The organism is Methylobacterium sp. 37f, from assembly GCF_023093475.1.
Taxonomy (GTDB): domain Bacteria; phylum Pseudomonadota; class Alphaproteobacteria; order Rhizobiales; family Beijerinckiaceae; genus Methylobacterium.
The window spans coordinates 74,284-97,128 of sequence record NZ_JAGHKN010000015.1 but is presented as its reverse complement, the minus strand read 5'-3'; the positions used below and the strand labels follow the sequence as shown (position 1 = coordinate 97,128).

Below are 22,845 nucleotides of genomic sequence, written 5' to 3'. Positions count from 1 at the left end.
TTCAGCGCGCGCGTATCGGGCCGGCCCCGGGCCAGCCTGGCCGCAGGCGGGCATAGGTGCCGAGATCGGGGTCGAACCCGGGATGATAATGGGGGTCCTGCGCCAGCAGCGGCCCCCATCGCTTTTGAAAGGCCACAACCTCGCGCCCGTGGCGGGCACGCGCAGCGAGCGTCCAGCGCCGGCTCGCAGCCTCGTCGTGCCGCAGCACCGCCCCCGGGACGAACAGGGTGCGATACCCGGCCGCGTTGAGGCGCAGGCACAGGTCGACATCATTGAAATCGACCGCGAAAGCCGCTGAATCGAAGCCCCCGACCGTCGAGAACTTGGCGGCCTCCACGACAAGGCAGGCTGCCGTGACGGCCGAGACCTCGCGCGTCGCCCGCAGGCCCGCGAGGTAGCCGAAGGCATTCCCAGCAAAGAAGCGATGCGCATGCGTGACGAGGCCTCCGGGGCCGAGCAGCACGCCGCCATGCTGAATCCGGCCCTGCCCATCGAGCAGCTTGGCGCCCACCGCCCCCACATCGGGCCGCAGGGCCTCGCGCACGAGGCGTTCGAGCCAGTCCGGATGCAGCGCTTCCACGTCGTTGTTGATGAAGGCGAGAACCCGGCCCCGTGCGGCGCCGGCGGCCGCGTTGTTCATCCCGGCAAAGTCGAAGGGGCCCGGACACGGGATGATCCGGGCCACGCCCCGCGCCGTCAGATCCCGGAAATACCCCAGGGTCTCGGGCTCGCGACTGTCGTTGTCGCAGATGAGGATTTCGAGCCGCGGCCAGTCTGTGCGGTCGATCAGGCTGGTCAGGCAGGTTCGGAGGAGGTCGACGCGGTCGCGAGTCGGCACGATCAGGCTGACCAGGGGATGTGGTTCCGGCAGCGGATGCGACAGCCGCCGGATGCCGTCCGGCTCGATGGTGATCGCGATCGCGTGTCCACCGCTCCGGTCCAGGCTTCGACGCAGGATTGCGGCCTGATCCGGGTCGCCGGCCGGAGGGCTCTCCGCGGGATCGCTTCGGGAGAGGATGCCGGGCAGATGCGCGATGGCTTGGCGCCCGAAATGCCAGGCCGTGCGCAGCACGAGTTCGAAGGCCCCGCTGGCGGCGTCGTCCGGGCCGACGATGGCCGCGAGGGCGCTTCGGCGGATCGCCAGGACCGGTCCGATATAGTCCACGGCCATCAGGTATTCGGGATCGAAGGCAGGGCGCAGCAGCGGCGTCGCGGCACCGGTCACCGGCCCGAGCAGCGCGTCGCCATAGACGAGCTGGATCGTCGGAGCCTGGGCGAAAAGTTCAGTCAGGCGATCGGTCGCTCCCGGCACGAGGGCATGTCCCGGTGCCGTCAGGACAAGGATCGGGGCCGAAGCCGCCGCACGGCCCAGACAAGCCGCGGCACGGCCCGAAGAAGCCGCTGCAAGGCCCGAACTTGCCAAATCTCCCGGGAGGAGAATGGCCACATCCTCGACGTCGGTTCGAGCAAATTCGGTCGCGGTTCCAGCGAGGAGTCGCGCCTGGACGGCCGGCGAAGCCTGGAGCGATCCATGATCGAGGCCGAACAGGGCCGCTCTCGCCTGCTGCGCCCGGACCCGCTTGCCCGCCAACCGTGCGCGCAGAATCGCGACAGCCTCGCGGGGAGATCGCGCGAGGATCGCGGCGGCCCTCAGCCAGCGCACAGGCGCCGCTTCCCGCGCGGCCGTCGCGAAGGCCAGGGCGGGCGACGCCTCGCCCGCCACCGGCCTATTCAAGGTCTTCCCCGAAAGTCGTGAGCGACAAGGCCGGATGGTAATAGGGGTCGTGCCGGATGGTCCCGCCCCAGCGCGCGACGAAGCGCTCGGCCTCCTGCTCGAAGCGGAGCCGGGCCGCGCCGATCGCTGGGCCACGACTGGTCGATTCGAGGTGGGCCATGACGGCACGGGGCGTCCAGATCGTGCGGTAGCCGGCGGCGGCGAGGCGCAGGCACACATCGACATCGTTGAAGTCGATGGCGAAGGTCTCCGCATCGAGGCCACCGACGGCGTCGAACTTGTACCGCTCGACGGCGAGGCAGGCGGCGGTCACGGCGGAGACCTCATGAGCCACCCGCTTTCGGCCGAGGACGCCCGGACTGGCCGCCGGACGGCGACGCAGGATGTGGCCGGCCCTGCCTCCGAGACCGACCACGACGCCGGCATGCTGCAGGGTTCCGTCCGCGTAGAGCAGCTTGGCACCGACCGCGCCGATCTCGGGCCGGCAGGCCTGCCGCACCAGAACCTCCAGCCAATCCTCACGCAGCACCGCCACGTCGTTGTTGAGGAGGACGACCACCGATCCGCGCGCAGCGGCCACGCCGGCATTGATCATCGCCGAGAAGTTGAAGGGGCCGGGATGGGACAGGATGCGGACGCGCGAATCCTGCTTCAGGCCGTCGTAATGGGCGAGGACGGCGGGATCGACGGAGCCGTTGTCGACGATGACCAGTTCGATCGCCGGGTAGGCCGTCCCGTTGAGCACTCCATCCGCCGCGACCCGGATGAGATTGAGACGATCCCGCGACGGGATGATCACGCTGGCCAGGGGTGGCGGCTCCGGCAGGGCCCAGAGGAGGTCGAAGCCGCGTGGATGGGCCTCGACCCGCGCCGGGATGCGGTGCGTGTCGAGATACCTCTGAAGAACGGCGGCGTGGCGTTGCCCGGCATCCGAGTCGGGCACCTCTCCCTGCGAGAGGATTCGCGGCACATGCGAGACCCGCGCACAGGAGACCGCGCCGGTGGCGTTCAGAGCCAGGCGGAGGGGGAACGTGTCCTGAGCGTCCAGGGGCAGGGCCTGCAGGCTTTCCAGCAACGCGCCGGCATAGAGCGTGGGTGTGCCCATATAGGCGGTGGTGAGGGCGAGATCGGGACTCCAGTCCGGCTTCAGTCGCGCGCTCTCGGGCGTCCCGGCTCCGATGCAAGCGTCGGCATAGATCATCTCCGACGCCGGCGCGTCCGACAGGGTGCGGACCAGGATCGCGAGAGCGTCGGGATCGAGCCTGTCACCGGGAGTCAGCAGGGCCGCCACCTCGGCCCGCCCGACGAGATCGCCGAAACACCCGGCGGTCGGCCACCGGCCCTCTACGATGCGGGCATCGGCGGGGATCGGATCGGCGCCCGCGTGATCCCAGGCCACGTGAAGGCGCCAGGCGGAAAACCGCTGGGCCTGGAGGCTGCGTATCGTTTCGGCGACCCGTTCGCCTTCCTCGCGCCGGGCCGGAAGGATCAGTTGCAGCGTGGGGCCTGCCGGAACGGGGCCGCGATCGGCGCGCGTTCGGTCCCTCGCCCAGGCATCGAAGGCTCCGCGCGGCGTGACGGCGCAGCTGCCGCGCAGGATGTCGCGATAGCGCCGCTCGTGGCGCCTCAGGCGGTTATAGCCTGCCGCGATGGCGCGCAGGGGCCGCTTGCGCAGGCACTCGCCGAACAGGCTCGCCTCGGAGCGTAGGCCGACCCGTTCCAGCTCGAAGCCGCGCCCATCGATGGCGAGGTCCACCGCCGCGCAATCGGCCGGCAGGTAGCCAAGCCAGACGGCTGCGCCCTGGACCGGTGCCGGCAGCACGAAGGTTTCACGGCGGCCGTCGTCACGGGTGAGGCGCAGAAGCGGGCGCAGCGGCCGGGGCACCGGGTCGCCGCGGTAGGTCAGCACGATCCAGCGTCCGCGCGCCGGCGCCGAGAGGCCGAGACGCCGGTCGAAGACGGGATCCTGCGTGGGATCGAGAGTGAAGGCGACGGAGCGACCCAATTCGGTCAGGACATCCCCCGCACGCGTTCATTCTTCACTCTGCCGCGTCCTTGTCAGGCGTGGCGACGCGGTCTTCGGACGTCGCGGCGGCGACGGGAGGCTTTCTCTTGCGGGGTGCCGCACGCTGCGGTGCGGCACCGAGCCTGACCTCGATGTCGTAGTCGCGCGCCAGGGCGGCCGGAACCGTGAGGTTGTCCTCGACGAAGGAGAACAGCCCCTGCGCCTCCCCAGGCGATACCGTCACCGACACCCGGTGAACGCGCGACGTCACCGTCTTGTCCCCCGCCTTGATGGCGATGGTGACAGGCGCATCGAAGCGACCGGGCTTGCCCAGCGGGCCGAGCAGTACGTGCCCCTCGACCCCGACCTTGACCGAGATCGATCCGTCCTGGAGCCTCGCACATTCGCGGGCGAGGCGCCCGAGCGTTACCTGATGGCGAAGGCTCGCACTGTCGCCGCTGCGGCCGCCATAGGCCTGGGTCGCCGCGCCGCCCTCCGGCACCGCCACCGTGGGGCAGTAGGGTGGGTCGCTGTCGTCCGGCTGAGACGGCGGCACGGTGGTCCCGCCGTACTTGAACATGTTGGTGAAGATGTTGCCCTCTTCCGCCGGAGCCTTGTCGGCGCCGACGAGGCTCGCCGCCAGAGCGGCCGCCAGGAGGAGCCCGAGACGCTGCCCGCCCGCGCGTCGGCTTTTATCCATGCGTCTGCTCAGATCCATTGCCCAGATCCAACTTGATTGCCCGGCACGCTTTCCGAATCCAACCGGCATCGCACGCCCGACCCCTGTGAAGCGCATCACTTCAGGCTGTCGAAGCCCTGGCCGAAGCCCTTCATCGAGAGCGGGATGCCGACACCCTCCTCGGGCGTCTGGAAGACGATGAAGGTCGCCTGCGCGCCAGCGCTGAACTGCTTGATCAAGCCGTCATCCATCACGACTTCGGCGACGCAGCCGGTGGTCAGGCAGCGCACGAAGCCGGCCCGGCCCACATCCGTCTTGTCGATCTTCAGCCCGAGACCGGACGGCAGCAGGACCCCGAGCGGGGCGACGACGCGCAGAAGGTAGCCGCGATTGTCGGCCGTCTTCAGCACGATGACCACGAGGGTCAGGTTCGGCCGATCCTCGGCCGCGAGATACTGCACCAGGGCACATTGCTCGGCCTTCGCGCCGGCCGGCGTCTCGCAGCGCAACTGCCAATCGCCGAAGGTGTTTCGGACCATGCCCTGGGCGGAGGCACCCTGCGGGGCGAAGACGACGATCAGCATCGCCGCGCCAAGCGCGCCTGCCGCGACACCCCGGGCGACCAGGCCGCGTGCGCGCTGCACCATTCCACGAAACCCCACGCGTCGACCCTTTCGTCTGGCCCGATGCCCCGCGAGCCGTTAACCGAAAACACGGGTGTTCCGACCATGCTGGGCCATTGCCTGTCAAGCGAAGGCCGGCCCACGGGAACCGACTATCGCGCCGCGCGTACAGCCTCTAGTGCTGACCGCCACGCTTGACCGCCAAGCTTGCTCGCCAACGGACGAATCCATGCGACTGCGCGCCCCACTCCTGTTCGCCACTCTTGCCTTCGCCGGACCGGCCGTCGCCGAGCCGTTGCCCGTAGGCGAGACGACCTACATCGAACGCTCGCTGAACCGGGACGGTCCGCTGGTGATCGAGCACCGGCCGATCGCCCGGACGCCGGGCGGACGCCGGGCCGGAAACGCCGCCGAGCTGGCGGGCTTCTGCCGGGACGGCGGCATCATCCGCAGACGGGACGAATTCGGCCAGCCGGTGATCCTGCGCCAGCGCGAGGTTTGCGATAACGTCGCGCCGCGCACCCTCAACCCCGGCGACGTCGATCCCCGCCCCACCTGGCCGGCCGAGCAGGTCGTTCGCGGCCGCGTCCTGCGCGCAAGAGGCTGAGGCTTGCGGCTGCCTCAGCCGTAACGGTGGAGGGTGGCTCCGTTGCGCTTCAGCCAGCGCTCGGCTTCGTCCACGTGCGGGCAGAGTGATCCGACGAGGGTCCAGAACCGTGCCGAGTGATTCATCTCGCGCAGGTGACCCATCTCGTGCGCCACGAGGTAATCGAGCACCAGCGGCGGCGCCAGGATGAGCCGCCAGGAGAAGTTGAGTTCGCCCCGGGCCGTGCAGGAGCCCCAGCGGCTCCTGGTATCCCGCAGGGTGATGCGCGTCGGCCCCTGCCCGAGGGCCTCGGTATACCGGGCGACGGCCTCGGTGAGGTCGCGCCGGGCTTCCCGTTGCAGGAAATCCCCGACCCGTCGCCCGATATGCGGCGCGTCGCAGGCCACGGACAGCACAGGCTCACCGCCGGCATGCTCCAGGCGGGTAATGCCGCTGCGTTGGTCGCGATGGACGATCCGATGCGGGACGCCGCGGACTGGAAGCACCGCGTCGGGCGTGAAGGCCACCTTCTCGGGCATCCGGGCGAGGCGTGCGGCGATCCAGCCGCCGTGGCTGACCGCGAAGGTCCGGGCGACGCCGACCGACGTCCGGGTCGGCAGGGTCATCACCACCTCGCCGGTGGCGCTGGAGACGCGCAGGGTCAGGCGGCGGGCCGTCGGCCGACGCCGCAGCAGGACACGCAGGCTCTCGCCCTCGTGTACGATGTCGAGGTGATCCGGGTCCGCCCCGCGCAGCAACGCCAATCGCATGACGCCAGCTTAACCGCTGTCGCGGGCCTCCGCCATCGATCCGCGCACCGCAATCCTCAGCTCTGAGCTTCGGGGCCCGCTCCGTCGATTGCCGCGCCGTTCCCGTCCGCGGCGCCCGCGGATCGCCCCATATCCCGGATGAAGGCTGCGATCCGCGGGGCGATGATGGTGCGGTAGCGCGAGCCGTTGAAGACGCCGTAATGCCCGACGCCCGTCTGCAGGTGATAGGCCTTGCGTTCCGGCGGCAGGTTCGGCGTCAGGTCGAGGGCGGCCTGGGTCTGGCCGACGCCCGAAATATCGTCGTTCTCGCCCTCGATGCAGAGGATGGCGCAGCTGCGCACGGCGCCGAGATCGACCCGCGTGCCGCGATGGATCATCGTCCCCTTCGGCAGGGCATGGTCGACGAACACCGTCTTGACGGTCTGGAGATAGAATTCGGCCGTGAGGTCCATCACAGCGAGGTATTCGTCGTAGAACTCGCGATGCCTTTCGGCCGAATCGCCATCACCGGTGACGAGATGGTCGAACATCTCCGCATGGGCGTTGACGTGGCGGTCGAAGTTCATCGCCATGAAGCCCGAGAGCTGGAAGAATCCCGGATAGACGCTGCGCCAGACGCCCGGATAGGCGGCTGGAACCGTCGTGATGCAGTTCCGCTCGAACCACGCGGTGCCGCGCTCCTGGGCCAGGCAGTTCACGGCGGTGGGCGAGCGCCGGGTGTCGATGGGGCCGCCCATCAGGGTCATCGAATCCGGCACCGGAGCGTGGCCCTGCGCCTCCATCACCGCGATGGCGGCGAGCACCGGCACGGCCGGCTGGCATACGGCCATCACGTGCAGGCTCGGCCCGAGGTCGCGGAACAGGTCGATGAGATAGTCGATGTAGGTGTCGAGATCGAAGCGCCCGGCGGCGAGCGGCACCATGCGGGCATCGGTCCAATCGGTGATGAAGACCTGATGATGCGGCAGCAACGCCTCGACGGTGCCGCGCAGGAGCGTGGCATAGTGGCCCGACATTGGCGCCACGATCAGCAGCTTGGGCTGCGGCTCGGCGGATCCGCGGACGAAGCCGCGATCGAAGGTGACGACGCGGCAGAATGGGCGCTCCCACACCACGCGCTCGCTCACCGGCACCGACACGCCATCGATGATGGTGCCGGTGAAACCGAAGCGCGGTTTGCCGTAGCGCCGTGTGACGCGTTCGAACATCTCGCAAGCGGCCGCCATAGAGCGCGCATAGGGCGAATAGGCCAGCGGGTTGGCCGGATTCTGCAGGCTGTGCCGCGCCATGTCGGCGGCCAGACGCGCCGGCGCCGTCATGAGTCGGGCCGCTTCGTACCAGAAATAGGACAGGTTCATGATCTGCTCCCCCGCCTTCGGGCCGCGCGTCTTACGAGCCTTCCATGGGCCGAAGTGCGCCGCCCGGCTCGTCCGCGATTCGCTCGGCGCCGATCCACCCGGTCCGAACTAGCGCAAATGCCCGGTCGACAAGAGCGATCTGCTGACCCCAGAGGGATAGACGCGAGACAACCCGGCCCTATCGTTCTTCTGACATGATCGACATGAGCACCAACGGCTTCGTCCGTGACGCCAGGCATCTGCGTCTCGATACTTTCGTCCGGCTGCGATGGCTCGCCATTACCGGGCAGAGTGCGGCGGTGGTCGGAGCGCAGTTCGGCCTCGGCCTGCCGCTTCCGTTCGGCTGGTGCTTCCTGGTCATCGCCACCTCGTCCTGGCTCAATCTCGCGCTCCGCATCCGGTTTCCGGCGAGCTATCGCCTCAGCGACGATTCGGCGGCCCTGCTCCTGGCCTTCGACATCGTTCAGCTCGCCGCCCTGCTGTTCCTCACCGGCGGGCTGCAGAACCCCTTCTCGCTTCTGTTCCTCGCTCCCGTCCTGATCTCGGCGACGGCGCTGCCACCGGAGCGGACGCTGGCGCTCGGCCTGCTGGCCATCGGCCTCGCCACCCTGCTGGCGCTGGTCCACCGCCCCCTGCCCTGGTTCGCCGACGGCCGGCTCGAACTGCCGTTCCTCTACATCTCGGGCATCTGGACCGCGATCCTGCTCGGAACCGCCTTCACGGGCGTCTATGCCTGGAAGGTGGCGGAGGAGACGCGCCAGCTCGCCCAGGCACTCGCCGCCACCGAGTTGGTCCTGGCGCGCGAGCAGCACCTGTCGCAGCTCGACGGCCTGGCGGCGGCGGCGGCCCACGAACTGGGAACGCCCCTGGGGACCATCATGGTGGTGACCAAGGAGCTGACGCGCCAATTGGCCACGACCGCCAGCCCGGCGGTCCGCGAGGATCTGGCGTTGCTGCGCGATCAGGTCGATCGCTGCCGCGGCATCCTCTCCAAGCTGACGTCCCTCGACAGCGACGAGACCGGTATTCTGCAGACGGTGAGCCTGAGCCACCTCGTCGAAGAGCTCGTGGAGCCTCAGCGCGCCATGGGGATCATTCTCGACGTCTCGAATCAGGGCGAAGGCCCGGAGCCGGCCTGCCGACGCAACCCCGGCGTGATGTTCGGACTCGCCAACATCGTCGACAACGCGGTCGACTTCGCCACATCGCGGGTGATCATCGAGGCGCGCTGGACCCTCGAACGGGTCTGGCTCGAGATCCGCGATGACGGACCGGGCTTCTCCAGCGAGGTTCTGCTGCGGGCGGGCGAGCCTTACGTGACCACCCGCAGCCCGGATCGGTCGCGCAGCCCGGACAGTACGGGTGCGGGGCTCGGCCTCGGACTTTTCATCGCCAAGACACTGATCGAACGCTCGGGCGCGCAGTTGACGTTGTCGAACGTCTCGCAACACGAGGCGACTGGCGCAGTCGTCCGCATCAGCTGGGCCCGCCACATCTTCGAGCGGGACGCCATCGCGCTGCATCATGCGCAATTGAATCGTGGGCAACCCCTAACCGAAACCGGTGCGACACCTATATAAACGTCAGATTAAAACCCGATCGCAATTGGTTCAGGACAGACGGAGGAGCGTCGGATGCTGACGCATACCGGAACAGCGGCGCCGAGTGCCGATATCGCGCAGCTTGCCGACAACGATCCCTTGGCGGCCTTTACGGACCGCACGCTGTTGATCGTCGATGACGACAAGCCCTTTTCCACGCGCCTCGCCCGCGCCATGGAGATGCGCGGCTACGAAGTCCAGGTAGCCGAGAGCGTCGCCGAAGGCGTGTCTTTCGTCGACGTTCGCCCGCCAGCCTTCGCGGTGATCGACATGCGCCTGGGCGACGGCAACGGGCTCGACGTGATCGCGCGCCTGAAGGAGCGTCGCCCGGAAGCGCGCGGCGTCATTCTCACCGGCTACGGCAATATCGCAACCGCGGTGACCGCGGTGAAGCTCGGTGCGTTCGACTACCTCGCTAAGCCCGCCGATGCCGACGAAATCCATGGAACGCTGATGGCACAGCCGGGGGAACGGGCCGATCCGCCCGAGAATCCGATGTCGGCCGACCGGGTGCGGTGGGAGCACATCCAGCGAGTCTACGAACTCTGCGGACGGAACGTTTCCGAAACGGCACGCCGGCTCAACATGCATCGTCGTACGCTTCAGCGCATCCTGGCCAAGCGCGCGCCGCGCTGAACATTGCTGCTCGTAAGACCCGAAGGGTCAACAGGGGCGACGTTGCGCGACCAGCCCGGTTCGCGCTACGTCGCCCTTTCTGATGGGAGCGCCGAGTCTCTTGGCGTGACGCCCGCAACGGGACAGACAGCTTTGAACACGCGCAACCTCATCACCATTCTCAGCATGATGGTGCTCGTCGGCACGGAAGTGTTCGCGGTCGCCATCGCGGCGGGCTGGGCCCTGGCCGGCATGTTCGATCTCGGCGAGACCGTGGGGCATGTCCTGATGGCGGTGTTCAGCCTGTTCGCCGCCTGGGTGATGCTGCAGCTCTGGCGCCGCGCCACCACCATCGAGCCCCTTCGGGATCGCAAATCGGCGACGCGCTGAACCGATCCGTTTGCTTCGACGACCCTGAACGGCCCCTCCGGGGCCGTTTCGCGTTGCCTGTCCGGCATTTCCCGATTATCGGCAGGGTGCCCCGACACGAGATGAGTTCGACCCCATGAAAGCACGCATCATCGTCACCCTGAAGACCGGCGTGCTGGACCCGCAGGGCAAGGCGATCGAGGCGGCGCTGACCTCGTTCGGTCTCGCCGGTATCGATAGCGTGCGCCAGGGCAAGGTCTTCGACATCGAGATCGCGGGTGACGACCGTGCGGCAGCCGAGGCGACGTTGAAGAGCGCTTGCGAAAAGCTGCTCGCCAACACCGTCGTCGAGAACTACGCCATCGAGATCGCCTGATGCGCGCCGCCATCATCGTCTTCCCGGGTTCCAACCGCGATGCGGACGTGTCCCGGGCCCTCACCCAGGCCGGCGCCGACGTCGTCAAGGTCTGGCACGCCGACACGGAGCTGCCGGCTGGAACCGATCTGGCGGTGCTGCCGGGCGGCTTCTCCTATGGCGATTATCTGCGCTGCGGCGCCATTGCGGGCCGCGCGGCCGCGATGGATGCGGTCCGCGCCCATGCGGCCCGCGGCGGCCTCGTGCTCGGCATCTGCAACGGCTTCCAGATCCTGTGCGAATCGGGGCTTCTCCCGGGCGTCCTGATGCGCAACGTCGACCGGCGCTTCATCTGCCACCGCCAGCTTCTGCGGGTCGAGCGCGCCGATACCCGCTTCACCTCGGCCTATACCAAGGACCAGGTCATCGACGTCTGCGTCGCCCACGGCGAGGGCAACTACTTTGCCGATCCGGACACGATCGCCCGCCTCGAGGGTGAGGGCCGGGTCGCTTTCCGCTACAGCGACGCCGCCGGAAACCTGACAGTGGATGCCAACCGCAACGGTTCGCTGAATTCGATCGCGGGCATCTATTCCGAGCAGCTCAACGTGCTCGGGCTGATGCCGCATCCGGAGAACTTCGTGGAAGGTCTCGTGGGTGGAACCGACGGGCGAGGCCTCTTCGCCAGCTTGGCGGCTTAGCCCGCGTCATCCTGCAGCCCTTCCGAGAGCGACCGCCCAGGATACCGGGCGGTCTCTCGGGCTCGATTCAAGAGCGATGGGGCGCTCCCGCTCGATTCGGATAAATCACCCCCTGGCATTGAGGGTGAAACACAGCCGTTTCAGTGCCCGTCGAATTCCATTAGGGTTCGCACCGGGACGTCGAGATCGCGCAGCTTCTGCGCGCCGCCGATATCCGGCAGGTCGATGACGAAGCAGGCCGCTACGACCTCGGCCCCGATCTGGCGCAGCAGGTTCACCGCAGCGCAGGCCGTGCCGCCCGTGGCGATGAGATCGTCCACCAGCAACACCCGATCGCCCGGCTTGATGGCGTCGACGTGGATTTCCATCTCGTCAGTCCCGTATTCGAGCGCGTAGGCGATCGACACGGTGGTGTGCGGGAGCTTACCCTTCTTGCGGATTGGCACGAAGCCGGATGACAGCTGGTGCGCCACGGCCCCGCCAAGGATGAAACCCCGGGCCTCGATTCCGGCCACCTGATCGATCCGGCCGCCGGCGAAGGGATGGACGAGCGCATCGACCGCGCGCCGGAAGGCCCGCGGATCGCTCAGCAGCGTGGTAATGTCCCGGAACACGATCCCGGGCTTCGGATAGTCCGGGATCGAGCGGATCGAATCCTTCAACGCGATATGGCGGCGGGGTTCCATGCGAGCGGCCTTTGTCGAGGAGGTGGGAAGCGCGACGGGACGGTGCTCTCAGGCGTTGGCACGTCGCAGGAGCTTCACGAGTTCGCCATGCAGGGTTTCGTTGCCGCAGGCGACGGAGCGGGCGGCCAGCGGCTCGGCGCCGCCATCCGCGCTGGTGACGAACCCGCCGGCCTCGCGCACCAGGATGATCCCGGCTGCGAAGTCCCAGGTCTGCAGATCGCGTTCCCAGTACAGATCGGACCGGCCGCAGGCGACGTAGGCCATGTCGAGGGCCGCCGAACCGAAGCGGCGGGCGCCGCCGGTCACCGCCATCACCGCCGCGACCTCGCGCAGGAGCTTCGGGTGATCCCCCCGGCCCAGATAGGGCGAGCCGTAGGCCACCAGGGCGTCGGCCATGTCGATCCGCCCGGAGACGCGCAGGCGCCGATTGTTCAGGTAGGCGCCCTTGCCGCGCTCCGCCACGAACAGCTCGTCCTTGGCCGGATCATAGATCACACCGGCCACGATCTGACCCTCGCGCTCCAGGCCCACCGAAATCGCGAAATGCGGGATGCCGTGCAGGAAGTTGGTGGTGCCGTCGAGCGGATCGACGTGCCAGGTGTGGCTCTTGTCGGCACCCTCGATGTTGCCGGTCTCCTCCAGGATCAGTCCGTAGCCGGGGCGCGCCTTCATCAGCGCATCCTTCAAGACTTCTTCGGCCTTGCGGTCGGCCGCCGACACGAAGTTTCCCGGGCCCTTGCGCGAGACCTGAAGGTTCTCGATCTCGCCATAGTCGCGCTTGAGGCCACGGGCTGCCTTGCGGACGGCGTCGACCATCACGGTCATGAGGGGTGAGCTGATCATCGATCTGCAGGTCCAAGTCGGTTCAAAGAACGTCGATGCCCGGACCGTGGGTACGAAGACCCTGCAATCCGGAAGATTTCGCGCGGCCATAGCACGTTTGCGCGCGGACTCACCCCCCGGTCATGGCGGGGGCGTCCTCCGGGTGAAGCTAGTTCACCCTGGCGCGCTCGGCGGCGAGGGCTTCCGCCCGGCTGCGCTCGGCCGCATCCAGCGTCTTCAGGTTGTCGTCGAGCCAGGGGTCCGAGAGTCCCTGCGCGGAGGCCGCGAGGTTCCAGGCCGCCGCCTCGACCAGGTTCTTCTGGACGCCGCGCCCGACCACGAACAGCCGGGAAATCCGGTTCTGCGCGATGGCGTTGCCCCGCGCCGCCGCGTGCTGGAAGTAGCGTGCGGCCCGACCCTCGTCCTTGGGCAGACCGATGCCATTGAAGAGCAGGATGGCGAACTCGACCTCGCCGGCGAGATCGCCGTTATCGGCGGCCCGGCGGAACCATTCGGCCGCCTGGGTCGGGTCTTTCGGGACACCGCGGCCCTGGAGGTAGAGAACGCCGAGATCGTGTTGGGCCGCGCCGATCTCGCCCTCGGCGGCCTTGCGGAACAGCGTGGCAGCCCGGGCCTGATCGGGTTCCGTCCCGGTCCCCAGAAGGATCAGGGCGAGGTTATAGGCCGCCGTGGTGTCACCCTTGTCGGCGGCCTTCTCCAGCCATTGCCGCCCGGCCTTCAGATCCTTGGCACCGCCGCGCCCATCGATCGACATCAGACCGAGGGAGGCCATGGCGTGGACATCGCCCTGTGCCGCTGCCAGGCGATACCACTCGGCCGCCTTTACGGGGTCCTGCTTCAGGCCGAGGCCCTGGTTGTAGAGTTCGCCCAAGAGCGTCATCGCCGCCGCGTCCTTAGGGTCGGCGGCGATCCGCTTCGTCGCCTCGCGGAAGGCCGTGGTGTACTGCCCGCGCTGGTAGGCACCGAAGGCGGTATCCACCGGCTTGTCGCTCGGCTTGGACGTGAACGGCACCACCCGAGCGGCGTTCGGCGAGTAGGGCGTCGGCAATTCCTTGAGGGGCGCCGTGAAAATCTCGCGCGTCGCGGGCTTGGCCGCTTCGGGCGAGAGTGAGGACGCGGCGCGGACCTCGGAGCCGCAGAGCGCCAGGGCCAGGAAGCCGAGCGCCAGCCTCACGAGGCGGCGTCCCGCGCTGCCGCTGCGATCCGCGCCTGACCGACCGCGGCCTGGATCGCGGTCACGTCGGCCTGGTCGCCGATCCAGAGCGCGCTCTCGAGACCGAGAAATTCGGCTCCGGTCTCGAGAATGGGGCCGACCTCGTCCTGCGTATGCGCGACGGCGATGCAGGGCGTCTCGAAGATCTCGGTCCACCAGCTCGCACGCTCGATGACCGTCGCGGCTTCGGGTGCGATTCCATCGGCGTAGAGACCGCCGAACATCACGTAGTCGACGCCGGCCTCACCGGCCTCCATCGCGGCGTGCTTCTGTTCGTGGCCGCCCGCGCCGAGGATGCGTCCATCGGCGAGGCGCTCGCGCAGGTCGCGCAAATCGCCGTCCCGCGCCTTGTCGAGATGCACGCCGTCCGCCCCGCCGCGCGCCGAGACGCTGACGAGATCGCCGGCAAAGCCCGTGCAGGCCACCACCACGGCGGCCCCGGCTTCCTGCGCCACGGGCGCCAGACGCTTCACCAGATTGACGAGGCTGCGCTCGTCGGCGGGGGCGAGTCGCAGCAGGACGGCCGCGACATCGCCGGCCGCGCAGGCCGCCGTGATCGCGGCGGCGAGCGCGTCGGCGTCACCGGCCTCGACCCGGTGCGGGCTGAGCAGGGCGAGGCGGGTGCGGGGTTCCGACATCGAGGGTCCTTTCGCGGGCCTCAGCCCGCCGCCCCGATCTTCGGATCGAGGGAGCCGTTGGCGTAGCGCTTGGCCATGGTCGCCACGGAGACCGGACGGATTTTCGAGCCCTGTCCGGCGGTGCCGAATTCCTCGAAGCGCTGGCGGCACAGCTTCGTCATCGCCTCCATGGCGGGCTTCAGGTACTTGCGCGGGTCGAACTCCGCCTTGTTCTCGGCCAGGATCTTCCGGATCTGGCCCGTCATCGCCATGCGGTTGTCGGTGTCGATGTTGATCTTGCGCACGCCGTGCTTGATCCCGCGCTGGATCTCCTCGACCGGCACGCCCCAGGTCGGCTTCATCTCGCCGCCGTACTGGTTGATGATGTCCTGCAGGTCCTGTGGCACCGACGAGGAGCCGTGCATCACGAGGTGGGTCGTCGGCAGCCGGCGATGGATCTCCTCGATCACGTTCATGGCCAGCACGTCGCCATCGGGCTTCCGAGTGAACTTGTAGGCCCCGTGCGAGGTGCCCATCGCCACCGCGAGGGCGTCGACCTTGGTGGCTTCGACGAACTTCACCGCCTCGTCCGGATCGGTCAGGAGCTGGTCGTGGCTGAGCACGCCTTCTGCGCCGTGGCCGTCCTCGGCCTCACCCTGCCCGCTCTCGAGCGAGCCGAGCACGCCGAGCTCACCTTCCACCGAGACGCCGGCCCAGTGGGCCATCTTGGTGACGTTGCGGGTGATCTCGACGTTGTAGTTGTAATCCGCCGGAGTCTTGCCGTCCGCCTTCAGCGACCCGTCCATCATCACCGAGGTGAAGCCGTACTGGATCGCCGTGGCGCAGGTTGCTTCGTCGCTGCCGTGGTCAAGATGCATGCAGACGGGAATGTGAGGGTAGATCTCAACCAGACCGTCGATCAGCTTGGCCAGCACGATGTCGTTGGCATAGGCGCGCGCGCCCTTGCTCGCCTGGAGGATGACGGGCGAATCCGTGGCATCCGCCGCCGCCATGATGGCGAGCCCCTGCTCCATGTTGTTCAGGTTGAACGCCGGCACACCGTATTCGTGCTCGGCGGCATGGTCCAGGAGCTGCCTCAGGGTGATGCGGGCCATGGATTTCTCCTCAGATACGATCGCCGCCGAGGCGATCCGTCAATTATTGCACCGAAGCGCACGGTCATTCGAATTTAGTTCGTCTTTTCGGACCTTTGGCGATCCGTTGCAACTCTCGCGGGACAGCAATCCGGGGAGGCAGCCCTGCGTCTAGGAGCCTCGTCCACCCGCGCCCGGTCTGCCGGGCGCCGTTCGCTCAGGCCTTCGCGCGAAGGGCCTCGACGCCCGGCAGGGCCTTGCCCTCCAGCCATTCGAGGAAGGCGCCGCCGGCGGTGGAAACGTAGGAGAAGGTCTCGCCCACACCCGCGTGGTTGAGGGCCGCGACCGTATCGCCGCCGCCCGCCACCGAAACGAGCTTCCCGGCCTTCGTGCGCTCGGCCGCGTGCCGGGCGGCTGCGACCGTCGCAGCGTCGAAGGGCGTCAACTCAAAGGCACCGAGCGGCCCGTTCCAGACCAAAGTCGCGGCCTCGTCGATGGCCGCGTTGATCTCGGCGACCGAGGCCGGGCCGGCATCCAGGATCATGCCACTCGCCGGCACGGCATCCACCGGAACGGTCTCATGAGCGGCATTCGCCTTGAACTCGGAGGCCGAGACGGCATCGACGGGCAGGATGATCCGGCACTGGGCCGCCTTCGCCGCCTCGATGATGCGCAGGGCGGTATCGGCGAGGTCCTTCTCGCACAGGGACTTGCCGACGGATTTGCCCTGCGCGTGCAGGAAGGTGTTGGCCATGCCGCCGCCGATGACCAGCATGTCGACCTTGGCGACGAGGTTCTGCAACAGATCGATCTTGGAGGAGACCTTGGCTCCGCCGACCAGCGCGATCACCGGGCGGGTCGGCGCTTCCAGGCCCTTGGTCAGCGCTTCGAGCTCCGCCTGCATGAGGCGACCGGCATAAGCGGGCAGCAGATGGGCCAGACCTTCGGTGGAGGCATGGGCACGATGCGCGGCCGAGAACGCCTCGTTCACATAGAGATCGCCGTTGGCGGCTAGCTGCTCGGTGAAGGCCCGGTCGTTCTTCTCTTCACCGGCATGAAACCGGGTGTTCTCGAGCAGCACGACCTCGCCGTCCTTCAGGCGAGAGACCGCCTCGGCGGCAACTGGACCGACGCAATCCTCGGCGAAGGCGACGGGGCGACCAAGCTTTCGACTCAGGGTCTCGACCACCGGCTTCAGGGATTCGGAGGCCACCGGCTTGCCCTTTGGGCGACCGAAATGCGCCAGCAGCACCACACGACCGCCCTTGCCGGCGATGTCCTCGATGGTGGGTACGATCCGCTCGATACGGGTGGCATCGGTGACCCGCCCGGCCTCCATCGGCACGTTCAGGTCCACGCGCAGGAGCACGCGCTTGCCCTGAAGCGGGCCGGCATCGTCGAGGGTGCGGAAAGCGGTCATCGGGGCCTGAGCGTTGGAAGGATCGGAGCGGGATGCGGTCAGCGCGGGGGCAGCAGAGCGTCGAGGTGGAAGCGCTGCGCCGCGATGGTGAGCGCCACCGTGAGCACAGCGGTGATCACGGCAGTCAACACCAAGGCGCCGGAGCCGGGCAGGCCGCGCGTGCGGTCGGCGATGGCGCGCACTTCGCTACGCAGGGCCGAGAGATCGCTCTGCCGGGCTGCCTCGTTCATGCGGCCGGCTGCGCCCTCGACCTTCTCCTCGACCCGCGAGAGCAGGGCCTCGGAGCGGGCGTACTTGTCCTCGATCCGGGCACACTTGTCCTCGATCCGGGCAAGTTGGTCGCCGCCGGGCGCGCCGTTCTGGGCCGGCAGGGGTTCCGCCTTGCCGACCACCACGGGCGGGGTCGCGCCCGGGCCGGTCGCCGCCGTCGAGGGCGGCGACGCTGGGTTACCTGGGAGGAAGTCGCGTCCGGTAGGGGAAGTCTCTGTCATGTCAGGAACACCAGCCTGTAGCGCGCTTGCCTGGAACTGCGCCGGATCGTCCGTAACGGGCGATCCGGCACACGATGGCGTGGCTCAGAGCAGCTTGCCCATGGCCACAGCCGTGTCGGCCATGCGGTTCGAGAAGCCCCACTCGTTGTCGTACCAGGACAGGATGCGCACGAAGGTGCCGTCCATGACCTTGGTCTGGTCGAGGTGGAAGGTCGACGAGTGGGGATCGTGGTTGAAGTCGATCGAGACGTTGGGCTGATCGGTATAGGCGAGCACGCCCTTCAGCGGACCATCGGCAGCGGCCCGGATCGCGTTGTTGATCTCTTCGACCGTGGTCTGGCGCTTGGCCGTGAACACGAGGTCGACGGCCGAGACGTTCGGGGTCGGCACGCGGATCGAGGTCCCGTCGAGCTTGCCCTTCAACTCCGGCAGCACCAGGCCGACGGCCTTGGCAGCCCCCGTGGAGGTCGGGATCATCGAGAGCGCGGCGGCACGGGCCCGGTAGAGGTCCTTGTGCATCTGATCCAGCGAGGGCTGGTCGTTGGTGTAGGAGTGGATCGTCGTCATGAAACCGCGCTCGATCCCGACGAGATCGTTCAGCACCTTGGCCACCGGTACGAGGCAGTTGGTGGTGCAGGACGCGTTGGAGATGACGTGGTGGTCGGCGGTCAGCTGGTCGTGATTGACGCCGTACACCACCGTCAGGTCGGCGCCATCGGCGGGGGCCGAGACGATGACGCGCTTCGCACCGGCGTCGAGGTGGGCCTTGGCCTTGTCCTTCGAGGTGAAGATGCCGGTGCACTCGAGGGCGATATCGACGCCGAGTTCGCGGTGCGGCAGTTCGGCCGGGTTGCGCACGGCCGTGACCCGGATGCGCTTGCCATCGACGACGATGCAGTCACCATCGACCTCGACCTTGGCGTTGAACCGGCCATGGATCGAATCGAAGCGCAGCAGGTGGGCGTTGGTCTCGACCGGACCGAGATCGTTGATCGCCACCACCTCGATGTCCTGGCGGCCGGCCTCATGGATGGCGCGCAGGACGTTGCGGCCGATGCGTCCGAACCCGTTGATGGCAACCTTCACCGACACGGCGTGAGTCCTTCCCAAATTCGGGCGCCGGCTTCGCGGCACCCTTCAGCATGTTGATCGTCGCGGCGCGCCCGACGGGCAGGCCTCGATCTGTCGTCCGCTCTCAGCCCGCCCCGGTTGAACGACAGATGAATTGTCGCGCCAATGCAGGCCGTCATGTGCGGCCGGAGACCGGAGGAAGCGTGCGGCGGGACCCTGATCAGGCGGCTCCTCGGATCACCCGGGCTATCGCCGGATCTCCTGACAAGCTGCCTGTAAGTGTCTCGGGATGCCGTATAACCGGTCTGCGAGCGGCCGGTCTCTAACATGGTGACAAATCCTGGCAAAGGTCACATGGCGTACTCGGAGGGCTGGATCGACGACTGCATGCGGGTACGCTGTGGCTGTGCGAATGCAGAACCCGGTCCTCCGACAGCCCTCCGTCAGTGGATCTCCGGCTCCACACCCCGCGGAAACAGCGGATCGGCACCCGCGAGAAAGATGTGGACCATGAAGAGCGACCGTCCGTGAGCCAGGCTATCGACCACGCGCTGCAACGCCTCGAATCCGTGTTGACACGGCTGGAAGGTGCGGTGACCCAGCGCTTCGAGGCGGAGCGCGATCCCAGCGACCTGGAAACCGAATTGGCGATCATGGGGGAGGACAGAGCGCGGCTCGCAGCCGAACTCGACGCCGCGAGCGCCCGATTGGCCGAAGTCGAGGCGACCTCGGCGAATGTCGAGCATCGGCTCGGCCAGGCGATCGATGCGGTCGAGGGCGTGCTGGCGCCCTCGCGCGCCAGCCGCTAACTCCTGACGCGTCACGGTCGATCACTCCGAAGCCCAATGCCCCAGATCAACGTCACCATCGACGACAAAAACTACCGGATGGCCTGCGCCGATGGTGAGGAGGCGCACCTGACCGCGCTGGCGCAGGGCCTCGACGCCCGCATCACCGAGATGCGACGGGCCTTCGGCGAGATCGGCGACATGCGGCTGCACGTCATGGCCGCGCTGATGCAGGCCGACGAACTGCAGGAGGCGCAAGGGCGCCTCGCCGCCCTGGAACAGGAGACGGCCGCTCTGCGAGCCCGAGTGGAATCCGCCGATGCGGTTCGAGCCGATGAGGAGGCGCAGGTGGCTGCGGGCCTCGAACGATGCGCGGACCGGATCGAACGCCTGGCACACCTGGTTTCCGCCGGCTGAGACCCCGATCCGCCGGTATTTCGACGGACCGCGACCGCACCCCCCTGGCGCCATTCCCCTGCCGACGCTACATGGGGGATGCGGGGCTGCCGGGTCCGTCAGGAGAACTTTTCCCCGGGGCCTTATCGACTCCCAAGGGAGCTGTCCCTGGCCCTGTCCCTGGACTTGGCCAACACGGCGCCCACCTACACTGTAGGTTTCCCGGGATCGACACTCCAACGGCTCACGTGGCTCCGCACTCAGACTCTTCCCCCCCCGACATCGCGATCTCCGCCCGGAAAGCGGCTCTGCGTAACGCGGCCCTGGCCCGACGCGACGCCATGCCGTCCGAGGACCGAAGGATCGGTTCCGAGCGGATCGCCGGCATCGTCATGGGCATTCCGTCCCTCGCTGAGGCCGCCATCGTCGGAGCGTTCTGGCCGATCCGCAGCGAGGTCGACCCGCGTCCCCTCGCCCGCCTGCTGTTCGCCCGCGGTCAACGGATCGCTCTGCCCAAGGTCACGCCCGCCGGACTGGTGTTCCGGGAGTGGCGCGAGGGCGAAGCCCTAGTGGCCGGACGGTTCGGCCTCAGCGAACCGCACGACGATCTGCCCCCGCTCGATCCCACTGCCCTGATCGTTCCGTTGGCGGCTTATGACAGGCGCGGCCATCGCGTCGGCTACGGTCGCGGCTACTACGATCAGGCCATCGAGCGCCTGTCGCGCAACGGCCCTGTGCTGACGATCGGGATCGCCTTCTCGGTTCAGGCGGTGGACGAGGTCCCCGCCGAGCCGCATGACCAGCCCCTGGATCATCTCGTGACCGAAGCGGGCGCCGTCCCGCTGATACGGACCTGACCCTTCGCGATGCGCATTCTTTTCCTCGGGGACGTGGTCGGCCGCCCCGGCCGGACCGTCATCACGGACCGCCTGCCCGGATTGCGCGAGCGCTGGCGCCTCGATTGCGTGGTGATCAACGGCGAGAACGCCGCTGGCGGATTCGGGCTCACCGAAGCCATCTGCGATGAACTCCTTCAGGCGGGTGCCGATGCGGTGACGCTCGGCAATCACTCCTTCGATCAGCGCGAAGCCTTGGTGTTCATCCAGCGCCAGACGCGGCTTGTCCGGCCCGCGAACTATCCGGTGGGGACGCCGGGGCGTGGCGCCACCGTCGTCGAGACCCGGAAAGGGGCGCGCGTCCTGGTTCTCAACGTCATGGGACGCATCTACATGGATGCCCTCGATGATCCCTTCGCCTCGGCGGAGCGAGAATTGTCCGCCTGTCCGCTCGGTGCCGTCGCAGACGCGATCATCGTCGACGTTCATGCGGAGGCCACCAGCGAGAAGCAGGCCTTCGGGTACTTCCTCGATGGGCGGGCCAGCCTCGTGGTGGGCACCCACACCCACACGCCGACCTCCGACCACCGCATCCTGCCCGGCGGCACGGCCTACCTCTCGGATGCGGGCATGTGCGGCGATTACGATTCGATCCTCGGCATGCAGAAGGACGAGCCGCTGCGCCGCTTCCTTCAAAAGACGCCCGGCGCCCGCCTCGAGGCCGCTCAGGGCAAGGGAACCATGTGCGGGATCGCGGTGGAGACCGACGATGCCACCGGCCTAGCCAGGAGCGTCGCGGCCGTCCGGCTCGGTCCGCACCTGGAAGAGACCTGGCCGCGCGACTGGGATTAGGGGCCGCAACGCCGTGCGCTTCCACGGGATCACGCCTCCCGCGACTTGATCGGGGCCGAACCACCCTGCAATGTGCCGCCGGGTTCGTCCCGAGGTCCGCCGCGCGCGGGCTGCCAGTTCCGCGTCGAAGAGTGTGCCCGAAACGATGGCGACCCCCACCGCACCCGCGACGATCGCCAAGCCCGGCATCTACCTCGTTCGGATGCTGGTCTTCCTGATCCTCGTCGGCTTCCTCGCCTTCGTGTTGTTCCGGCAGATCACGCCGGCTTTTCTGGCCAATCCGGGCCTGAACGGGCTGATCCTCGGCGTCCTGCTGATCGCGGTGCTGCTGGCCTTCGGACAGGTGATCCGGCTCTACCGCGAGACGGCCTACGTCAACGCGGTCGCGGCCGGCGAGAGCCCGAGCCGGGCGCCGCCGCTGATGGCGCCGCTGGCACCCGCAATCGCGGCCCGGCACGACGGCGTCACGCTGCCGACGTCCCGCGCGTTCCTCGATACGGCGGCGGCGCGCCTCGACGAGGGACGCGAGATCCTGCGCTACGTCTCAGGCCTCCTGATCCTGCTCGGCCTGCTGGGCACGTTCTGGGGCCTGATCGACACTTTGAGCGCGGTCGGCGCCGTGATCCGGACCATGCGGGGCGGCGGCGAGGCCGCGGCGATGTTCGACGAGCTGAAGAACGGGCTCGCGGTGCCGCTCTCCGGCATCGGTCTCGCCTTCTCGGCCTCGCTGTTCGGCCTGGCGAGCTCGCTGATCATCGGCTTCCTCGACCTGCAGGCCGGGCAGGCCCATGCCCGCTTCCACAACGAGCTGGAGGACTGGCTGCTGTCCGGCGATATACCGCAGGGTCGCGTCGAGGTCGCGGCCTTCGCGAAGCCGCAGGCCGCGCCGCTTCCGGTCCAGGACGCCGCCAATGCCCGGGAGCTCAAGGATGCCGTCGACCGGCTGACCGCGGTGGTCTCGGAGGGTGCGAACGGCCGGGTGGCGACGCAGGCGATGACCAATCTGGCCGAGGGCATCCAGGGGCTGGTCCAGCACATGCGCGCCGAGCAGCAGATGATTCGCGACTGGGTCGAGGCCCAGGCGAATCGCGAGCGCGAGTTGAAGCAGGTGCTGGAGCGCCTGGCCCGCGAGCGGAACTGA

Annotated in this window: 25 protein-coding genes and 1 other RNA gene; 12 read left to right on the top strand and 14 right to left on the bottom strand. The window is 68.2% G+C overall.

Going from position 1 to position 22,845, the window contains the following annotated elements:
• Nucleotide 1 precedes the first annotated feature (1 nt).
• The 4 genes from J7U37_RS12560 to J7U37_RS12545 form a co-directional block, all read right to left on the bottom strand.
• Nucleotides 2–1,723 (bottom strand): glycosyltransferase, encoded by a 1,722-nt coding sequence (locus J7U37_RS12560; protein WP_247635928.1) that lies wholly within the window; start codon nucleotides 1,721–1,723, stop codon nucleotides 2–4.
• 4 nt (nucleotides 1,724–1,727) lie between these two features.
• On the bottom strand, nucleotides 1,728–3,740 hold the full coding sequence (locus J7U37_RS12555; RefSeq protein WP_247635927.1) for a glycosyltransferase: 2,013 nt from the start codon (nucleotides 3,738–3,740) through the stop codon (nucleotides 1,728–1,730).
• A 34-nt stretch (nucleotides 3,741–3,774) separates the two neighbouring features.
• Complete coding sequence (locus J7U37_RS12550; protein ID WP_247635926.1) at nucleotides 3,775–4,440, bottom strand: hypothetical protein; 666 nt, start codon at nucleotides 4,438–4,440, stop codon at nucleotides 3,775–3,777.
• Nucleotides 4,441–4,535: 95 nt separating this feature from the next.
• Nucleotides 4,536–5,003, bottom strand: a complete 468-nt coding sequence (locus J7U37_RS12545) for an invasion associated locus B family protein (RefSeq protein ID WP_200935903.1) — start codon at nucleotides 5,001–5,003, stop codon at nucleotides 4,536–4,538.
• 268 nt (nucleotides 5,004–5,271) lie between these two features.
• Here J7U37_RS12545 and J7U37_RS12540 point away from each other — a divergent pair, with 268 nt between their 5' ends.
• A complete protein-coding gene (locus J7U37_RS12540) occupies nucleotides 5,272–5,649 on the top strand; it encodes a hypothetical protein (protein ID WP_247635925.1) in 378 nt (125 codons plus the stop codon).
• Nucleotides 5,650–5,663: 14 nt separating this feature from the next.
• Here the strand turns inward: J7U37_RS12540 and J7U37_RS12535 are convergent, their stop codons facing one another.
• Together J7U37_RS12535 and phaZ are read right to left on the bottom strand one after the other, a co-directional pair.
• On the bottom strand, nucleotides 5,664–6,398 hold the full coding sequence (locus J7U37_RS12535) for a SprT family zinc-dependent metalloprotease (RefSeq protein WP_056188703.1): 735 nt from the start codon (nucleotides 6,396–6,398) through the stop codon (nucleotides 5,664–5,666).
• 56 nt (nucleotides 6,399–6,454) lie between these two features.
• Nucleotides 6,455–7,756, bottom strand: a complete 1,302-nt coding sequence (phaZ, locus tag J7U37_RS12530) for a polyhydroxyalkanoate depolymerase (protein ID WP_247635924.1) — start codon at nucleotides 7,754–7,756, stop codon at nucleotides 6,455–6,457.
• Between the two features lie 194 nt (nucleotides 7,757–7,950).
• On the opposite strand from phaZ, the gene J7U37_RS12525 reads away from it, so the two are divergent.
• The 5 genes from J7U37_RS12525 to purQ all read left to right on the top strand — a co-directional run bounded on the left by J7U37_RS12525 (nucleotide 7,951) and on the right by purQ (nucleotide 11,397).
• A complete protein-coding gene (locus tag J7U37_RS12525; protein WP_056486411.1) occupies nucleotides 7,951–9,336 on the top strand; it encodes an ActS/PrrB/RegB family redox-sensitive histidine kinase in 1,386 nt (461 codons plus the stop codon).
• A 54-nt stretch (nucleotides 9,337–9,390) separates the two neighbouring features.
• Nucleotides 9,391–9,993 carry an ActR/PrrA/RegA family redox response regulator transcription factor gene (locus tag J7U37_RS12520; RefSeq protein WP_056486408.1) on the top strand — a complete coding sequence of 201 codons (603 nt, stop codon included), beginning with the start codon at nucleotides 9,391–9,393 and terminating at the stop codon, nucleotides 9,991–9,993.
• Nucleotides 9,994–10,125: 132 nt separating this feature from the next.
• A complete protein-coding gene (locus J7U37_RS12515) occupies nucleotides 10,126–10,362 on the top strand; it encodes a hypothetical protein (RefSeq protein ID WP_056188718.1) in 237 nt (78 codons plus the stop codon).
• 115 nt (nucleotides 10,363–10,477) lie between these two features.
• Nucleotides 10,478–10,717: a phosphoribosylformylglycinamidine synthase subunit PurS gene (purS, locus tag J7U37_RS12510; protein ID WP_247635923.1), complete on the top strand. Its 240-nt coding sequence runs from the start codon at nucleotides 10,478–10,480 to the stop codon at nucleotides 10,715–10,717.
• The gene (purQ, locus tag J7U37_RS12505) at nucleotides 10,717–11,397 is read left to right on the top strand and encodes a phosphoribosylformylglycinamidine synthase subunit PurQ (RefSeq protein ID WP_056486404.1); all 681 of its coding nucleotides are present in this window, start codon (nucleotides 10,717–10,719) and stop codon (nucleotides 11,395–11,397) included. Before purS ends, purQ begins: the two co-directional genes overlap by 1 nt.
• A 140-nt stretch (nucleotides 11,398–11,537) precedes the next feature.
• Here purQ and J7U37_RS12500 read toward each other — a convergent pair whose 3' ends face one another.
• The 8 genes from J7U37_RS12500 to gap all read right to left on the bottom strand — a co-directional run bounded on the left by J7U37_RS12500 (nucleotide 11,538) and on the right by gap (nucleotide 18,853).
• Nucleotides 11,538–12,083 (bottom strand): adenine phosphoribosyltransferase, encoded by a 546-nt coding sequence (locus J7U37_RS12500; RefSeq protein ID WP_056486397.1) that lies wholly within the window; start codon nucleotides 12,081–12,083, stop codon nucleotides 11,538–11,540.
• A gap of 48 nt (nucleotides 12,084–12,131) precedes the next feature.
• Nucleotides 12,132–12,926: an inositol monophosphatase family protein gene (locus J7U37_RS12495; protein ID WP_056188728.1), complete on the bottom strand. Its 795-nt coding sequence runs from the start codon at nucleotides 12,924–12,926 to the stop codon at nucleotides 12,132–12,134.
• Between the two features lie 148 nt (nucleotides 12,927–13,074).
• Complete coding sequence (locus J7U37_RS12490; RefSeq protein ID WP_244478511.1) at nucleotides 13,075–14,094, bottom strand: tetratricopeptide repeat protein; 1,020 nt, start codon at nucleotides 14,092–14,094, stop codon at nucleotides 13,075–13,077.
• Between the two features lie 2 nt (nucleotides 14,095–14,096).
• The gene (locus J7U37_RS12485) at nucleotides 14,097–14,777 is read right to left on the bottom strand and encodes a thiamine phosphate synthase (RefSeq protein ID WP_247635922.1); all 681 of its coding nucleotides are present in this window, start codon (nucleotides 14,775–14,777) and stop codon (nucleotides 14,097–14,099) included.
• A 20-nt stretch (nucleotides 14,778–14,797) separates the two neighbouring features.
• Complete coding sequence (gene fba / locus J7U37_RS12480) at nucleotides 14,798–15,871, bottom strand: class II fructose-bisphosphate aldolase (protein WP_056188733.1); 1,074 nt, start codon at nucleotides 15,869–15,871, stop codon at nucleotides 14,798–14,800.
• 196 nt (nucleotides 15,872–16,067) lie between these two features.
• Nucleotides 16,068–17,270 carry a phosphoglycerate kinase gene (locus tag J7U37_RS12475; protein ID WP_247635921.1) on the bottom strand — a complete coding sequence of 401 codons (1,203 nt, stop codon included), beginning with the start codon at nucleotides 17,268–17,270 and terminating at the stop codon, nucleotides 16,068–16,070.
• 38 nt (nucleotides 17,271–17,308) lie between these two features.
• Nucleotides 17,309–17,761 carry a hypothetical protein gene (locus tag J7U37_RS12470; protein WP_247635920.1) on the bottom strand — a complete coding sequence of 151 codons (453 nt, stop codon included), beginning with the start codon at nucleotides 17,759–17,761 and terminating at the stop codon, nucleotides 17,309–17,311.
• Between the two features lie 84 nt (nucleotides 17,762–17,845).
• Nucleotides 17,846–18,853 (bottom strand): type I glyceraldehyde-3-phosphate dehydrogenase, encoded by a 1,008-nt coding sequence (gap, locus tag J7U37_RS12465; RefSeq protein ID WP_056188743.1) that lies wholly within the window; start codon nucleotides 18,851–18,853, stop codon nucleotides 17,846–17,848.
• Between the two features lie 425 nt (nucleotides 18,854–19,278).
• Here gap and J7U37_RS12460 point away from each other — a divergent pair, with 425 nt between their 5' ends.
• The 6 genes from J7U37_RS12460 to J7U37_RS12435 all read left to right on the top strand — a co-directional run bounded on the left by J7U37_RS12460 (nucleotide 19,279) and on the right by J7U37_RS12435 (nucleotide 22,845).
• On the top strand, nucleotides 19,279–19,641 hold the full coding sequence (locus J7U37_RS12460; RefSeq protein WP_348772992.1) for a DUF4164 domain-containing protein: 363 nt from the start codon (nucleotides 19,279–19,281) through the stop codon (nucleotides 19,639–19,641).
• Between the two features lie 36 nt (nucleotides 19,642–19,677).
• The gene (gene zapA, locus J7U37_RS12455; RefSeq protein ID WP_056188746.1) at nucleotides 19,678–20,037 is read left to right on the top strand and encodes a cell division protein ZapA; all 360 of its coding nucleotides are present in this window, start codon (nucleotides 19,678–19,680) and stop codon (nucleotides 20,035–20,037) included.
• 80 nt (nucleotides 20,038–20,117) lie between these two features.
• A non-coding RNA gene (gene ssrS / locus J7U37_RS12450) (6S RNA) lies at nucleotides 20,118–20,275 on the top strand.
• Nucleotides 20,265–20,873 carry a 5-formyltetrahydrofolate cyclo-ligase gene (locus tag J7U37_RS12445; RefSeq protein WP_247635919.1) on the top strand — a complete coding sequence of 203 codons (609 nt, stop codon included), beginning with the start codon at nucleotides 20,265–20,267 and terminating at the stop codon, nucleotides 20,871–20,873. The genes ssrS and J7U37_RS12445 overlap by 11 nt, the downstream gene beginning before the upstream one ends.
• A gap of 9 nt (nucleotides 20,874–20,882) precedes the next feature.
• Nucleotides 20,883–21,704 (top strand): TIGR00282 family metallophosphoesterase, encoded by an 822-nt coding sequence (locus J7U37_RS12440; protein ID WP_247635918.1) that lies wholly within the window; start codon nucleotides 20,883–20,885, stop codon nucleotides 21,702–21,704.
• A gap of 145 nt (nucleotides 21,705–21,849) precedes the next feature.
• Nucleotides 21,850–22,845 carry a MotA/TolQ/ExbB proton channel family protein gene (locus J7U37_RS12435; protein ID WP_247635917.1) on the top strand — a complete coding sequence of 332 codons (996 nt, stop codon included), beginning with the start codon at nucleotides 21,850–21,852 and terminating at the stop codon, nucleotides 22,843–22,845.